General features: G+C 59.1%; 12 protein-coding genes and 1 pseudogene. 4 read left to right on the forward strand and 9 right to left on the reverse strand.

Annotation, left to right across the window (positions count from 1 at the left end; translation table 11 throughout):
* Positions 1-75 precede the first annotated feature (75 nt).
* Both NKH60_RS19455 and NKH60_RS19460 read right to left on the reverse strand, forming a co-directional pair.
* Positions 76-891 (reverse strand): AAA family ATPase, encoded by an 816-nt coding sequence (locus tag NKH60_RS19455; RefSeq protein WP_352873034.1) that lies wholly within the window; start codon positions 889-891, stop codon positions 76-78.
* A 417-nt stretch (positions 892-1,308) separates the two neighbouring features.
* Positions 1,309-2,334, reverse strand: a complete 1,026-nt coding sequence (locus NKH60_RS19460) for an IS110 family RNA-guided transposase (RefSeq protein WP_352613549.1) — start codon at positions 2,332-2,334, stop codon at positions 1,309-1,311.
* Between the two features lie 201 nt (positions 2,335-2,535).
* Here NKH60_RS19460 and NKH60_RS19465 point away from each other — a divergent pair.
* Positions 2,536-3,557, forward strand: a pseudogene (locus tag NKH60_RS19465) (IS110 family RNA-guided transposase).
* A gap of 247 nt (positions 3,558-3,804) precedes the next feature.
* Here the strand turns inward: NKH60_RS19465 and NKH60_RS19470 are convergent.
* From NKH60_RS19470 to nifA, 7 genes are all read right to left on the reverse strand, one after another.
* Positions 3,805-4,224: a hypothetical protein gene (locus NKH60_RS19470; protein ID WP_352873036.1), complete on the reverse strand. Its 420-nt coding sequence runs from the start codon at positions 4,222-4,224 to the stop codon at positions 3,805-3,807.
* A 231-nt stretch (positions 4,225-4,455) separates the two neighbouring features.
* Positions 4,456-4,800 carry a hypothetical protein gene (locus tag NKH60_RS19475; protein ID WP_352873038.1) on the reverse strand — a complete coding sequence of 115 codons (345 nt, stop codon included), beginning with the start codon at positions 4,798-4,800 and terminating at the stop codon, positions 4,456-4,458.
* Positions 4,797-4,994 (reverse strand): helix-turn-helix transcriptional regulator, encoded by a 198-nt coding sequence (locus NKH60_RS19480; RefSeq protein ID WP_352873040.1) that lies wholly within the window; start codon positions 4,992-4,994, stop codon positions 4,797-4,799. The genes NKH60_RS19475 and NKH60_RS19480 overlap by 4 nt, the downstream gene beginning before the upstream one ends.
* 168 nt (positions 4,995-5,162) lie before the next feature.
* The gene (locus tag NKH60_RS19485; RefSeq protein ID WP_352873042.1) at positions 5,163-6,317 is read right to left on the reverse strand and encodes a tyrosine-type recombinase/integrase; all 1,155 of its coding nucleotides are present in this window, start codon (positions 6,315-6,317) and stop codon (positions 5,163-5,165) included.
* Between the two features lie 666 nt (positions 6,318-6,983).
* On the reverse strand, positions 6,984-8,024 hold the full coding sequence (locus NKH60_RS19490; protein WP_352873044.1) for an LLM class flavin-dependent oxidoreductase: 1,041 nt from the start codon (positions 8,022-8,024) through the stop codon (positions 6,984-6,986).
* Between the two features lie 91 nt (positions 8,025-8,115).
* Positions 8,116-9,255, reverse strand: coding sequence for a histidinol-phosphate transaminase (hisC, locus tag NKH60_RS19495; RefSeq protein WP_352873046.1), 1,140 nt, complete (start codon positions 9,253-9,255; stop codon positions 8,116-8,118).
* A gap of 234 nt (positions 9,256-9,489) precedes the next feature.
* Positions 9,490-11,262, reverse strand: a complete 1,773-nt coding sequence (gene nifA, locus NKH60_RS19500) for a nif-specific transcriptional activator NifA (protein WP_352873065.1) — start codon at positions 11,260-11,262, stop codon at positions 9,490-9,492.
* A gap of 735 nt (positions 11,263-11,997) precedes the next feature.
* Here nifA and NKH60_RS19505 point away from each other — a divergent pair.
* From NKH60_RS19505 to NKH60_RS19515, 3 genes are all read left to right on the forward strand, one after another.
* Positions 11,998-12,207: a hypothetical protein gene (locus tag NKH60_RS19505; RefSeq protein WP_156937379.1), complete on the forward strand. Its 210-nt coding sequence runs from the start codon at positions 11,998-12,000 to the stop codon at positions 12,205-12,207.
* A 54-nt stretch (positions 12,208-12,261) separates the two neighbouring features.
* The gene (locus NKH60_RS19510) at positions 12,262-13,590 is read left to right on the forward strand and encodes a dicarboxylate/amino acid:cation symporter (RefSeq protein ID WP_352615322.1); all 1,329 of its coding nucleotides are present in this window, start codon (positions 12,262-12,264) and stop codon (positions 13,588-13,590) included.
* Between the two features lie 302 nt (positions 13,591-13,892).
* Entirely contained in the window at positions 13,893-14,924 is a 1,032-nt protein-coding gene (locus NKH60_RS19515) for a LacI family DNA-binding transcriptional regulator (RefSeq protein WP_352466665.1), read from the forward strand.
* Positions 14,925-15,491 lie beyond the last annotated feature (567 nt).

Genomic DNA, 15,491 nt, shown 5'->3' on the forward strand with positions numbered 1-15,491 from the left:
GATTAGAGTCAGAAGAACTATAATCGGTATAACCGGTCTTACCGGGGTGCACATAGAGCGCATACGCGATCTTCCTCACCTCACCGTCCTTGACCATCTTGCCGAGCAGGACATTGATGCTGGCGGCCTTTGCACCGATCTCCTTGGCACGTCCGCGGGGGACATAGCGCCTGTGGCCTGTTCTAATATCTCTAGCACCCGACGCCGTTCGGTCGAACGCTTCACATCGACAGCATCGCCCAACACCGACCACTTACCGTTGTCGAACCGCAAGGCCTTCTCTAGCTCCTCAATGTCGCGGCCTCGTCCGTACAACTTGGGCCCGTCCGTATCGCGATTCAGCACTAAGATTGAGTCGGCAGCACCCGTAAGACCATTGGTACCCGATATCATCTCCAGTGGGTCTGACGCCTCCATCTTGCGGACGTGCGTCACCACGACGACGGCAAGGCGGTGCTCGCCGGCCGATTTCTGCAACGGTGACAATGCAGCATAGTCGGCCTCGTAAGAGTCCTGCGTTTTCTTCCTTGCGGGGCGCACCATCGCCAGCGTGTCAACAATGACCATGCGCGGATTTTCGGCGCTGAGTCGCCATGCATCCAGGCGACCAATAAGGCCACCATCAATCTTCGGCGCCTCGGTGTCCAACTCGAGGTGGGTAAGATCTGGCCACAGCGATTTCAACGGTGGCAACAACACCCTCAGCCGGTCCTGTAGCCGCCTTTGATTGTCTTCCAGTGCCAGATACAGCGCGTCCCCTTGCTCGCATCGCATTCCTAGCGCGTTGCCACTACAGGCAACGGCGATGGCAACATCCAGCGCCAGCCAACTCTTGCCGAGTTTTGGGCGCCCACCCAGAATCGTTAGACCTTCGGTAATGACGCCAGGCACTACGTATGAGACAGGCGGAAACTTCATACCGAGCAGGGTTTGCGCGTTATCGCTGTGGCTGGTTTGTTATCGTTGGCCGCCTTAAGTGGCTCTTTCTTGGGCGCCTCTTTGGGCGTTGTCGTCTGGCGTACCTTCAGCGGTTCATCATCGATGAGGGCTTCCGTGATGAGGTAGTGATGGGGTTGTCTAATCGCCGCTGGGACGTCAAGCATGTAATTGCGTCGAGACGACCCTGCCGGGTGCATGGTTGTCTTCGCGGTCGACATCAGTCGCCGCATGATGGAGCTCCGCGGACGAGCCTTCAATGTGGACGACGCACTTTGCTGAGACGGTGCAACCCCATCAGCGGAATGGCTCGGCTCACGTCCCGGCACGGACGTCTCAGGCGCTCAGATCCTGAACGCTATTCGCAAGATTTCATGCTGTGGCGCCTGCATTTCGATCAAAGAACTCACCGGTCTTGAGCATCGAATGCATTATCACCGCCAGTTTGCGCGCCACAGCCACGGCAGCTCGTTTGAAGCCAACCCTCTCCCGGAGCTTGAGGCCCCACGTGCGCAGGCTGCTGTCGATCGAGCTGCGTGTCAGGATGACCGCCGCAGCCTCATAGAGAAGTCCCCGCAAATGTCGATCGCCGCGTCGGGATATATGGCCGTCATAATCGACTTCTCCCGATTGGTAGCGGCGAGTTGTCAGGCCGATCCAAGCGGCAACAGAGCGGGACTTCTTGAAGTTGCCCGGATCTTCAATGGCAGTGGCGAAAGAGGTTGCGGTAATGGCGCCGATGCCGGGGATCGACATGAGTATGCGGCATGCTTGGCTTTGACGTGCATCTGCGACAAGCTGGCGCCCAAGCTCGGCGGCACGGATGCGAATGCTGCGCCAGGCTTCCACCATCGGTAGGACGACAGGAGCAAGCTCGCTCTGATCGATAAGAAGGCTCCGGACATTCTTTTCGAATGTAGTTCCCTTACCGGCGGGAACGAGCAAGCCGAACGTTTTCATGATCCCTCGGATCTGGTTGGAAAGCTCGACGGTGATCCGGACCAGCCGAGTGCGTGCTGCCACGAGCGTGCGGGTCAACATACTGTCGAAGCCTTTCACGCGCACCTCGCGAAAGAATCCTGCTTCAGCAAGACGCGCCAAACCATCGGCGTCATTCGCATCCGTCTTGTTCGCCGCCATATCGAGAGCGGCTTTGGCATGGCGCGCATCGATGCAGATGGCTGGCAATCCCTCGGCGCGCAGCGCATGGTAGAACCAAACTGACAGCGGGCCGGTTTCGAACACGACGCGCTTTGCGGCCGGCGCCCGCTTGCGGACAAGCTCGGCAATGATCCTGGGATCAGATGCGCACTTCCCGCGCCAGATCCGTTCGCCTTCACGGCGGATCGACACTGCCGTCTCTTTCATCGACACGTCGAGACCGATATGTTCTTCCATGGCTGTTCTCCGTTGATGCTGGGCCCGGCGTCCAGTCGTGAGCCCGTATTTCATCTTATCGGGGAACAGCCACCCTCCAAGGCTATGATCGGTTCAGGGCGCGTCGCTCCCGCGATTACCCCATGTGGACGCCCCCTCGACGGCATCGATGTGCCAGAATGGTGGTGTTTGACAGCCACCGTAAGAGAGGGAGCGTCCACAATGGAAGTTAACACGATCGGATTGGACCTAGCGAAGAATGTGTTTCAGGCGCATGGAGCCGATGCGGCGGGCGCCATTGTTTTCCGCAAGCAACTGCGACGCGACAAGGTGCTTGCGTTTCTCGCTGGGCAGCCGGCCTGCTTGGTCGCCATGGAGGCCTGTTCTGGGGCGCATCACTGGGCGCGCGAGATCGGCAAGCTCGGGCACACCGTTCGTCTGATCCCGCCATCCTATGTGAAGCCTTTCGTGAAGCGGCAGAAGAACGACGCCGCCGATGCCGAGGCGATCTGCGAGGCCGCGCAGCGGCCGACCATGCGCTTTGTCGCCGTGAAGAGTGAGGAGGAGCAGGCGAGTGCGGCCGTATTCCGGGCTCGTGATCTGCTGGTGCGGCAGCGCACCCAGACGATCAACGCCTTGCGCGGCCATCTCGCAGAATATGGACTGGTCGTTGCCCAGGGCCCTTCTCACACCGCCAAGCTGATGGAAAAGGTAGAGGATCCTGAGGGCGATCTGCCAGAAGCAGCCCGCCTGGCCCTCACCATGCTGGTCGATACGCTGAGTCGCTGGAGGAAAGGATCAAGCAGCTCGATGCCGAGATTGCACGGCGTGCCCGAGAGGATGAAGACGTGCGGCGGTTGGCAACAATCCCCGGCGTTGGTCCGATAACGGCAACGGCTCTGGTTGCACTGGCGCCTTGCGCCGCAATCTTCCGAAAGGGGCGCGACTTCGCCGCTTGGCTGGGCCTGACGCCGCTGCAACGCTCAACCGGCGATAAACAGAAGCTCGGTGCAACATCGAAGATGGGCGAGCGTACTTTGCGGCGCCTGCTTATCATCAGAGCGAGCGCTGTCGTGCGTCATGCTCGTCGGCGAGGCATTCGTGAAGGATCGTGGCTTGGGCGCATGCTCGCCCGCAAGCCGCCAATGCTTGTGGTCGTCGCTCTTGCCAACAAGATGGCCCGCATCGTCTGGGCGCTCATGGCAAGAGGTGGGACCTACAGGGCTCCGGCCGTGGCAGCATAGCAGCTCGGTCTGAGGTCGTCGCAGGTGTAGGAAGGTCACACGGAGAGGTATGGCGCGACAGTCGATGAGAGACGGATCGGAAAAACCAGTTCAGCACAGAGCGCCTCGAGCGCGCGGTAGTGATATGGATCCGATCGGCGAACTCCCATACGGGCCGGCGGCAAATGGAAGGCCGCATCAGAGGCCGGACAGATGTCAGCACCCGCCTACGCGCCGCTATACTGCCTTTCGAAGAGTCTTCTTGCGCTCACGGGGGCGTCCACAGATGTGCTGCGGGGCAAGGAACGCCATCGATCTGACGAACGTCAGGCGTGCCGCCGCGCCACAACGTTACAACCGAGACGTCCTCAGCGTTCTCGATGAAGCGATTGAACCCGTCTGTTAGCACGGCGAGCCGAGCAATATCTTCCGGCTTAATCTCAGACCAGTGACCGGACAACTTGGTGAGCGTGTCGCGTGTGGTGTTAGGCCAATCTGGCTGACCGTCCGCAAAAGGCAGCAGAACCATGTCGCCGTACAGCACGTCGGCAAAGTCGGCCAGGCAGTCCAGTGCGTGCTCACGCGGATCTACGCCGATAAAAGCCACGGCAGCCCGTGCAGCATCACCTTCGCCAAAACCGGCAGGCAGTTCGAATGCCTTCATTTCATGCGGGTTAGGATTGGACATCGGCTACGCGGCCTCCGCTCAACGCCGCGGCTGCCGCCTGGCTGATCTGCTCTGCAAGAATGGGATGGAACGTCGCGGCATGCTTGCCGCAGGCGTTTGGTGCCATCGTGCGCAGCTTCCCGTCCGCACCTCTTCGGAGCATCAAATTGTAAATTCGCAAATGCTCGCCGATTTCTATGTCGAAATAGGCAAGTGTCTTAGGTCCGGCTGTCGGCCGGATTGCAATAATGTTCACGTTCTGGTGGTTCCCGTTTTGGAAGTTGCCGCGGTTGGGTCCGCGGTGGTTTTTTTATGAGAAACGCGCCCGCGGCCATCGTCCGGTCGGTTTGCCGCACGCGCCGCGGGCGCGCGTCGATCAAGAAAGCGGAGACTGACTAAGCCCTGCGCTTCTTGATCTTTGTCTGTTCGGTCGATGGGCCAGCCCTCCTGTAAGAGGTGCAGTCCGGTTGCGAACTTTTCGCTATTGAAGTCCGGAACGTCCTCCATCAGTCGGATGAGGAGATGCTGCAGGAATGCCTTCTCGGTAGCCTTCCAAAGCATAAACATTTCGCCAACAGTTTCGGCATCATGGCTCATGCTGCCGCCCTCGCGGCGATACGTTTATCAATCCACTCTTCGACCTCGGCACGCACATATGCACTACGTCGTTCGGATAGCTTCGGGAACTCCCCGGCTTCGGCCATCAAAATCAATAGTGTACGAGAAAGAGACGTGGCTGCCGCCGCGTCTTTTGGTGCCATCAGGCGCGGTCGGTTGTCGTTTGCGGTCATCGGAATCCCCATTGCAACCCGGCGCAAAAAAGCGCGCGGAAATCCAACGTGCGAAAAGGCACGTTTCCAAATCTGAATCTTTAGAGAGGGGTTCGGGTCGCCATTAACTTAGGCGAGGTAAGCCAAGGTGAACAACAATATGCGTTTTCGCCTGCTATGTCAATGTGGTCAACGGGCTTTATTTTCACAATACTGCGCCCAGTCTTCCATCAAGCCGCGCCTTTTTTGCAACGCGGTGCCACGTCTGTACGCAGCTTCGGTCTTATCCTTAAGCACATGAGCCAAGGCCGCCTCGGCTACATCGCGCGGGTAGTCGGTCATATCGCCAGCCCAATTACGGAACGATGAACGTAGACCATGCAAGGTGGCATCGCCCCCACCTGCGGCTCTAAGCGCCTTCGTCATAGCTGTGTCGCTGATTGGCCTTCCGTTGCGTCCACCTTCGAACACCAGATCGCCGGTCGACTGCTGCTGTCTAGCGCGGAGGATCGTTAAGGCGCGCTCGGAAAGCGGAACCTCATGGTCGCGCGCAGCCTTCATCCTTGCGGCGGGTACCGTCCACAAGGCCGCATCAAGTTCGATCTCAGGCCACACTGCGCCACGCACCTCACCGGAACGCGCTGCGGTCAATGCGGCGAACTCCACAGCCCTAGCTGACACGCCAGCCGCGGCTCGTAGGCGCTTCATGATGACAGGCAGTTCCTTGTAACCGACTGCTGCGTGATGGCCGCGCGTGAGCTTCTGTCGAGCCGGAAGCATATCCTTCAGGCCTCCCCGCCAGTCGGCAGGGTTGTCGCCGACATAAAGCCCCCTCGCCTTCGCGTGATCCATTACTGCTGCAATGCGCATGCGGAGGCGGTCAGCAGTCTCTGGTATCTTCTCCCAGATCGGCTTTAGCGTCTCGACCACGTCGTCGCGCGAGATCTCGGCGATCGGCCTTTTATGCAGAGGCTTGGCATATTCACGCAACGTCATCGACCACTGCGCCTTGTGCTTCTCATTGCGGAAAGACTTCTCCTTCAGAGCTATCACGTCGTCCATAACGTCAACGAATGTCTTGCGGGCGGATAGTTCGTCACCGCGCGCCAGCCGTTGTCGAACCACCTCTGCCTTCTCCCGCGCCAGGGCAAGTGAAACCGGCGCTGTGCCAAAGCCGTACCCACCGAGGCCAAGCTCGGTTCTTTTGCCTGCCCGCTTATATATAAGGAACCACTGCCGCGACCCCTCTTTCCGGACGCGCAGGAACAGGCCGTCGCCGTCGCTATAGATCCCTGCTTTATTGAGGGTTCGAATCCGTGTTTCGGACAGCTTGTGCTTGGCCATGTCGATTCCCCTTGCCATAACTTTGATGGTGGAAATAGGGAAAATGCGGCAAATAGCAAGGTCAAAGCATCTTAAATATCAAGAAGTTACGAGGACAGGCGGACACTCAGGCCGCCGCAGACGAGGAAGCAGGCAGCATTCATGCAAAGCACTCGCGCAGATCGTGGAGACCGGCTGCGAACGATTTCCTCCAGCATCGTTATCCGACCGCGGTGCACCCCGCGACATCGGGCGAACTCGCTCCAGGTGGTGTCGCTCGGCGTAGCAAAGCCGCTCGCGAGCGCGCCCTCAACAGCGCCGTAGCGAGTGACGGCTTTGCTACCGCCGAGCCGCTGATGAAGCTGGATCTGGGCGCCGCACCGGCGCCGCCCCGGGCGAGAAGAACCTCTGCGGCGGGCTATGTGCCAACGACTAGCGCGAGCGCGACGAGCAGATGCGTGCCGGCATCGTGACGCGCTCGGCCATCATCTCCTTAGGATCGTGCAGTCTCACACAGTGCCCAGATGCCGGCCAACGCACAAACCTGGTAATCTGTGCCGCCGGCTCGTCGTCAGTTTGGCCTCCCTCCCGATTGCCCGCCCCCACCACGTGCACGCTCGAGCACGTGGATGTGAGGGAGCGCTGTTACTACGATTTAACCTTCAGATCAGACCGCGAATTTCATGGTCAGACAAATCGAGCCATGATTTCGGATTGAATGGTCGTCGCGGTGTACAGGGAAGCGTCTAACGGCAGATTCCCAAATGCCAGTTGAGAAAGCAGGTAGTTGGCACCTGCCTCTTCCAACTGATCTAACAGAGCTTTTCGCACAGATTCTGCTGATCCTACCACGCACAATTCACGCTCTACTGCCTCATCGAAGGTCAGCGGCAGGTTTGGTGGAGTGGGGATAGCGTTAAGCTCGTAAAGGAATTGGAAGCTCTTGAGCCATCGTTCGTAAGCAGGTGCCGCGAGCGAATAGGCATGTGTGTCACAACGCCCAATCACCACCATTCGGAGCAATCCAATAAATGGCGCTCGATCGCCCGTGTCAGTGTTGTCCTCTCGATAGGCGCGGAACGCATCAGTAGTTTTGCGAACAGAAGAGGAAGGTCCTACACACGCGATATTTGCTCCATTCGCAGCGGCCCAGGCTGCGGACTCGGGTCGATTGGCGGCGACCCATGTCGGCGGATGTGGGCGCTGATGAGGTCTTAGCGTCAAAGGAACGTCATTGAGCTCAAAATGGCGGCCTTGATAGCACAGCGTGCCAACCTTCATGGCATTAACAAGTATTTCAACAAGAATTTCGCTGGCTTCCGCATAGCGGCCCGGCACCGCGTCCGCACCAATCCCGAAGTAACCCAATTCGATCGGGAGAGCACCGCGCCCGATGCCCAGTTCGAGCCTGCCACCGCTCAACTGGTCCAGCATACAGATCTCTTCGAACGCACGCAGCGGATGATAAAGCGCAAGCAGCATCACCAAGGGTCCGAGACGCAGGCGCCGGGTGCGCTGGGCGACGCTCGATAAGAACAGATTCGGCGATGGACCTCTCCCATGGGGGGTACAGTGGTGCTCTGCGAGATGATAGGCATAGAACCCTAGCTGATCGCACGCCTCTGCTAATATCAGGCGATCTTCATACTGCCGGGCGATATCGCGGCCGTCCTCGTCCAGATGATCGAAGATGCCGAAGGCTAGGTTTGAAGGAAAGACGTTTGTCACTCGATATTGTCCCCGATTTTAGAGCAGGCTGTTCTCTTGCTGGGATGACCAAGCAAGTCGAAAGATAGCAGTGTGTGATCTCGGATTAGCGTCAGCGTACCGAACGAGCAGAGCCTGACGCTCCCCTGCCCGTGGTGCTTGGTATGTTTAAGCTTCCAACTATATCGCGAGCGGCAGCAAGAAATGCATCCAATTGCTCTTTTGTGCCGATGCTGACGCGGATGCAATGTTCCAAACCACTGTCCGGAAAGTAGGCAACGAGTATCTTTTGCCTCTCCAAGGCTGCTTGCCACCATGAGCCGTCCTGTCCCGCTGGCACACGGGCTAGCAAGAAATTTGCGTGGGAGGGCGTTACGGAAAATCCAAGTTGCGACAGTGCGGCCGTCACTCGCTGTCGTTCATGTCTGATGTGCTTGTGGTTCTCTGCGTAGGCGCCGCGATGCGCAAGCACGCTGATACCAACCGCATGCCCGATCACGTTCATGTTGAACACGTTCTGGATGTTGCGCAGCCTGCCAATAATCTCAGGGTGACCGAAACCGAAACCGACGCGTATGCCGGCGGCGGCATAGCTCTTCGAAAATGTTCTCAAGATCAGAAGGTTCGAATAACGGTTGATGAGGCGCAGCCCGTGATCGGGCGCAAAGTCGACGTAGGCCTCATCAAGGACGACCAGGCGATCCGATTGTGCCACGAGGCGTTCGATATTGCTTATCGAGAGGAATGTTCCGGTCGGATTGTTTGGATTGGCCACCAGAATGAACTTGGCGTCTTTTGCCGGACCGGAAAGCAATTGCTCCATTGGCAGCGAATGAGTTTGACATCCGATCTCGAGAAACTCAGCACCATGCAACATGGCAAGTTTGCGGTTGAACGAAAACCCTGGCGATATCATCGCCACCTTGTCGCCAGGGGCGAGGAAAGCTCTGTAGATGAGTCCGAGCAGTTCAGACGACCCGTTGCCTGCGATGACCTGATCCGTGGATACCCCATAGGTATTGGACGCTGCTTCCCTCAAGCTGATGTTATCGTCGTCCGGATACAGATACTGGCGATTGAGGGCCGCCACTGCACTTTGCATTATGATTGGCGGCAACGGAAACGGGTTCTCATTCGTATTCAGCTTGACAAAACTTCTGTCCGGCGCTGGTCCTTTGGACGGCAGAGCATCTAACTGTCGCGTCCCTTGCGGAAGAGACGAAAGCACAGCTTGCAGTTTTGCATCGGACATATTTTATCTCCGTTTCAGTCGCACAGGGCATCCGTATGAGCTCGCAACGAGAGCAACATGGCGGACGGATTGACGATGGCAGCGTCGCCTTTCACAAGATGGTCGCAACGCCGGCTGCCACGGGAATTCGGCCAGGCTGTCCTCGGTCGGATCGACTTGACGCGGACGCGGATCTGCATCCCTGCGCGGGCCAAGCCGCTAAGCGGTCTCAGCTAATCCGCCTGAGTCATGCTTTCACAGACGCTTGACCTCGATGCCGTATTTCCTCAGCACGTAGCCAATCTGGCGCGGGGTCAGTCCAAGCAGGCGCGCCGCCTTTGCCTGCACCCAGCCACATCTTTCCATGGCAGCAATGACGCGCTCGGCGTCGGTGGTCCTCGCGCCCAATGAGTGGGTTGCTCCGGCAGGCGGGACTGTGGTGGCGGCCGAACGAGCGGCCGCATCCGGCGGCGTGGCCGGATTCACTGCCTCTGGGAGGATCGGCGCTGGTTGCAGCGCGGCCTTGCCCGATCTGCTCTTCCGCAGCGCCTCGGCAAAGCATTGGTCGTGGGAGCACGCAAAGTCGTTTCTCCCGATTGATCGTCCCTCCGCCAGGATCGCTGTCCGGTGCACGCAATTTTCAAGCTCGCGAATGTTGCCGGGAAATTCACATTTCATCAGTACTTCAATCGCACGCGCATCGAAGGTCAGCGTACGGCCGTTCTCATCGTTGAAATTCTTGAGAAACTCAGCTGCGAGGAGCGGAATATCGCTGCGCCTTTGGCGTAATGCCGGCACCAGCAAGGGAACCACGTTGATGCGATAATATAGGTCGGCACGGAACTCATTCCTTGCAACCGCCTCTTCAAGGTTCCTGTTCGTGGCGGCAATCACGCGAACGTCGACCTTGATGGTCTGGTTGCTGCCGACGCGCTCAAACTCCTGCTCCTGCAGCACGCGCAGTAGCTTTGCCTGGAAGGAGGCCGAGATCTCGCCGATCTCATCCAGAAACAACGTCCCCTTGTCGGCGAGCTCAAAGCGACCCTTGCGGGAATTGAACGCGCTTGTGAAGGCACCCTTCTCATGACCGAACAATTCGGATTCCAGGACTGTCTCTGGCAGCGCTGCACAATTGAGTTTGATGAAGGGCCGCTTGGCGCGCGGCGACAACTCGTGAATTGCCTTGGCGACCAGCTCCTTCCCGGTACCGGATTCGCCTCGCAACAGAACCGTGGTCTTTGCCTTAGCTACCACTGCGATCTTCTCGAGCAGCGCGCTTAGCGCCGGACTATCGCCAATCATCCCCTTGACGTGAACCTTCTTGCGCGGCGGTGCAGGGTGCTTGACATCAGAGAATTGCGTTTGCAGCCGATCTTCCACCTCTGTCGGTCGTTCGCGGTCGCCCGCGGAGAAGCGGTGCAACTTGACTGTCTGTCCCACCATGTTGGCGATCATGGTGAGCAGCCGGACATCATAATCGAGCCGATACGTTGACCTGCTGTCCAAGGCGCGGTCGATAGTCAGCGTGCCTACGGCGTTCCCATCAACACGAATGGGAACGCCAATGAACGACACGGGGTCGGAGGCCCCAAGCACCTCTATGTCAGCGGCAGTGAAGGCCGAATGCACCGCTATGTTCTCGGCGACGAGCGGCGTGTCCGTCGTCACAATCAGATCGATTGCCTTGCGCGGCAGGCGCATCCGGGAGCGCTCATCGCTGTTCTCGTCGCAGCCGGTGACTACGGTGATGTCCAGTGCGCCCTCAGCGTCGAAGAGAGCGATGATGCCGTGCCGCATCTGCACAAACGAGGGCAGGAGATCGACGACCTTGGCCAACGTGACTTCGAGCCGGGCGGGGTCGGTGAGTACTTTCGATATTTCGAAGATGCCGATAAGCGCGTGCTCGTGCGATGGCACGAAAGGGACCGCGGTGGTCGTCTCGGACTTTGGGTAAGCCCTTTTCGCATCCGGAAGCGAAATGCGGCACTCGCTGGCATTTTGTTCTGATTTGGGAATGTTGTGGTGCATGTGATCCTCGATCTCGCGCCATGAAATGCATGCCGGCGGCATGTGCGCCCGCGACGTCGCGGGCAAGCGCGAAAATGCTCTGACGTGAACTCGTGCCACCGCCGTGTGGTCGAGTACAAAGCGGGTCGACCCCTGACGCATCGCTTGGCTCTCCCTCCACGAAGCTTGGCCACGTTCTCGGCTTGCACGGGGGCAACCACACGTTGATTTTCAAAAGACTGGAGCGAGGCGGGATAGTCAATCGAGCTTTCTTTCATTCGTGAAAGGAAACCTCGCGGCCTATGATAGAATTCATCAGTTCTAATTTTTGTCGGCGATGTTGAACGAGAGAAATACGGCGCCGGCGATGCGGTGCCCGAGCGGCTGACCGCGCCGAGTTGCCGGGCCGTGCCAGTCACCAGCGCCTGCGAACCAGGGGCGGGAGCGATAGTCACTGCCGACGACACTGGTCGGTCGCGGCAACCGCCATTTCCTCGATATTGATGACGCAGATAAGGCGGCGGCGTCGCGTGTGAAGGCGCGAAGGTGGCGGTCGAGCGCGGCTTTCTCGGCGGTGCTCGGAACTTCTGAACCGCATCGTCGCGGTCAGCACCAGCGGCGTCAATCCCTACGTCTCGACGTCGCTTTCAAGCTGTCGCTGCAGCGGGAGCGCGGCAAAGAACACGGCAATTCTGCGCCCTGGTGCCAGCGATGCGGCCCTTCCCAAAGTCGGCAAACCGAGGAGCCCGCCACGATGTGCAGCAAAACCGCAAGCCAGAGAGATCGACCGGCAATCTGCCGGAGAACATCAAGCGCGTGCTGGACGGCGGCCTTGTCATTCCCGTCTTGTGCCACCGCATTCATCCCATCATTGGCGAGCCCAACGTCAGTTCAGGTCATGCGGATCCATTTGGCATGGGTATTGCGGCGGCGTTGGTGCAGCGTTCGACCGGAGCGCCGCGATAGGGAGAAGCCCGGGAGAAGTCACGCCACCTCGATCCGGTCAGGGAGAGAGAAACAGTGTCAGCTGCACAAGTCCGCGGCGCGAGTCCCGCGCCCCGCAAACCCTTCTATGCCAAGCTTTACGCGCAGGTGCTTGCCGCCATCGCCCTAGGCGTCGCAATTGGCTATTTCTATCCGGGGACCGGCGAGAGCCTGAAGCCGCTGGGTGATGCCTTCATCAAGCTGGTCAAGATGATCATCGCGCCTGTCATCTTCCTGACAATTGCGACCGGCATTGCCGGCATGAACGATCTTCACAAGGTCGGCCGGGTCGCCGGCAAGGCAATGGTCTATTTCCTCACCTTCTCGACGCTGGCGCTGATCGTCGGCCTCATCGTCGCCAATGTCGTCCAGCCTGGCGCCGGCCTCAACATCGATCCGGCCTCGCTCGATGTCCAGGCCGTGAATACCTATGCCGCAAAGGCCCACGAGCAGTCGGTCACCGGCTTCCTGATGAACATCATCCCGCCAACGATTGTCGGTGCCTTCGCGGAAGGCGACATCCTGCAGGTGCTGTTCTTCTCGGTTCTGTTCGGCATGGCGCTCGCGATGGCCGGAGAGACGGGCAAGCCTGTCGTTTCCTTCCTTCAGGCGCTCATCGCGCCTGTCTTCAAGCTCGTCGGCATTCTGATGAAAGCCGCGCCGATCGGCGCTTTCGGCGCAATGGCCTTCACCATCGGAAGATATGGCATCGGTTCGGTCGTCAACCTCGCGATGCTGGTCGCGACGTTTTATTTCACCGCCTTCCTCTTCGTGTTCGGGGTTCTCGGCGCGGTCTGCCGCTACAACGGCTTTTCGATCTGTTCTCTTATTCGCTACATCAAGGAAGAGCTGCTGCTTGTCCTCGCAACGTCCTCCTCGGAGGCCGCGCTCCCCTCGCTCATGCAGAAGATGGAGAAGGCGGGCGCCAGGCGTTCGGTTGTGGGTCTCGTCATCCCGGCCGGATATTCGTTCAATCTGGACGGCACGAATATCTACATGACCCTGGCGGCCCTCTTCATCGCGCAGGCGACGAACACCGATCTGTCAATCGGCGATCAGGTGCTGCTGCTGCTCGTTGCGATGCTTTCCTCCAAGGGCGCTGCAGGTGTGACAGGTGCGGGCTTCATCACCCTGGCTGCTACGCTCGCCGTAGTTCCGAGTGTTCCCGTTGCTGGGATGGCCCTGATACTCGGCATCGACCGCTTCATGTCCGAATGCCGGGCGTTGACGAATTGCGTTGGTAACGCAGTGGCATCCCTCGTCGTCGCCCGCTGGGAAGGAGAATTGGACCAAGCGCAGATGAAAGCCGCCTTCTGCGGTCATCAGCTTGCCGAGGCATCAAACCGGCTATCCTCCGCCGAGTAAGGGCGACGCACCGCGACCGGTTTCGCCAAGCTGGTCACATGACCTGAACGATCGACTCGCAGGCTCTAAACGGCGCCTCACGGACCATGTATCAGAAGCGCTAAATGTGTGAGTGCAAATCATCGCCGCCCTAAGCGAATGAACCTTCCGTTATACCCGGCCGGTCTACGTCTGGAGTAGTCCAATACGCTGTCGATCATTCAGTATGCGGGCGTCTTCACTTTGCCCACCCGAAAGCATTGTCGAATCGCGCTAGGTGACAGAGAGCCAGCCTGCGTCAAAAACCAATCAGAATAGGACCCATGACCAAGCGCCCCACAATTACCGATCTCGCCCGCGAAGCCCGAGTCAGCGTAGCAACGGTCGATCGGGTTCTGAACGCCCGCCATCCGGTGCGCGAGGAGACCGCGCGGCGGGTCCACGACGCCGCCCACGCGATCGGCTATCATGCTGCCGGGCTCATCAAGCAGCGCTTGCGGCGAGACCTACCGTGCTACCGTCTGGGCTTCATCTTGAGAAAACCGGCCCAGCATTTCTACCAAGACTTTGCGCGCGAGGTCGAAGCGTCGGTCAATTTGGCCCAGTCCTTCCACGGCATTCCGCTCATCCAATTCGCCCCGTCACATATGCCGAGCGACCTAATCGCACCGCTCAAGGATTTGGGCGCACGCTGCCATGCGATCGCGATGGTGGCACCGGACCACCCAAAAATTACAGCAGCGGTTGAGGACCTCAAGGCCAAAGGCATTCCGGTTTTCTCGCTGCTTTCCGACTTCGCCGCCGGCGTGCGACAGGGCTATATCGGCCTCAACAACCGAAAGGTGGGGCGCACGGCCGCTTGGATGGTGTCCAAGGTCGCAAAACGGCCCGGCAAGGTGGCGGTGTTTGTCGGTAGCCATCGTTTCCAGGGGCACGAGCTCCGTGACGTCGGCTTTCGCTCCTATTGCCGTGAGAACGCGCCAACGTTCGAGGTGCTCGATCCGCTTGTGAACCTGGAGAAACGGCAGGTCACCTACGAGGCAACGCTTGATCTCATGCAGCGGGAACCCGAGCTCGTCGGCTTCTATGTCGCCGGGGGCGGCATGGAGGGCGCCATCTCCGCGGTCCGGGAAGAGGGTAAAAGTCGCGATCTCGTCGCGATCGTGAATGAAATCACGCCGGAATCTCGGGCGGCACTCGCTGATAACATCATCACGATGGCGGTCGCCACGCCAATGCGCCGGCTTTCCCAGGAGTTGATAACGCTGATGACGCGGGCTATCGAGACCGGCACTGCTGAAACACCAGGACAGACATTTCTGCCGTTCGACATTCATCTGCCGGAAAATATATGAAACTGATGGCTTCTATCGTAAGCGGGGAAGTTTCCTTTCATAAATGAGAGAAAGTTGATTGATGATCCCATCCACGCGGGGTAGCCGCACCCCACAGGCCTCAGCCGCGGCCCAGGATGAAGCGCCAATTGGTGAACGGATCGGCCACGCGTTCAGGCGGAAGCGCGAGGTAAATTGCCTACATCCGCAGCGTCAATCGCGACCGGCTTCATTGCCAACATCTCGACGTTGTCGGTGCAGGGCGGTGTCGTCAAGGATGCCTCACGCCAGTAGCCGAGCGAGGCCGGCACAGTCCATTGCGATTGACCTCGTCGACCGGCATCTCCTCGCCAGGCCGCGCGTGAAAAGCCGCGGCAAGGCCGGCAAAGTTGGCATTGAGTGGGGCTAGACATCTTCTGGGACTTCGCACGCGAAATCGGAGGCGGCAGTCAACTCAGCACCAACCCGGGCATGTGTTCTGCTCGTTCCTGGCCCTCGTACTCAGCAAGGAACTGCGCCGCTCTGCCGAGCCAAAGGCCTGACGCCCGAATGGCAACCGCTCCTACGCGATCGCGACCGCCTCCAGGA

Source organism: Mesorhizobium sp. M1006, assembly GCF_040318825.1.
In the GTDB taxonomy this organism is placed as follows: domain Bacteria; phylum Pseudomonadota; class Alphaproteobacteria; order Rhizobiales; family Rhizobiaceae; genus Mesorhizobium.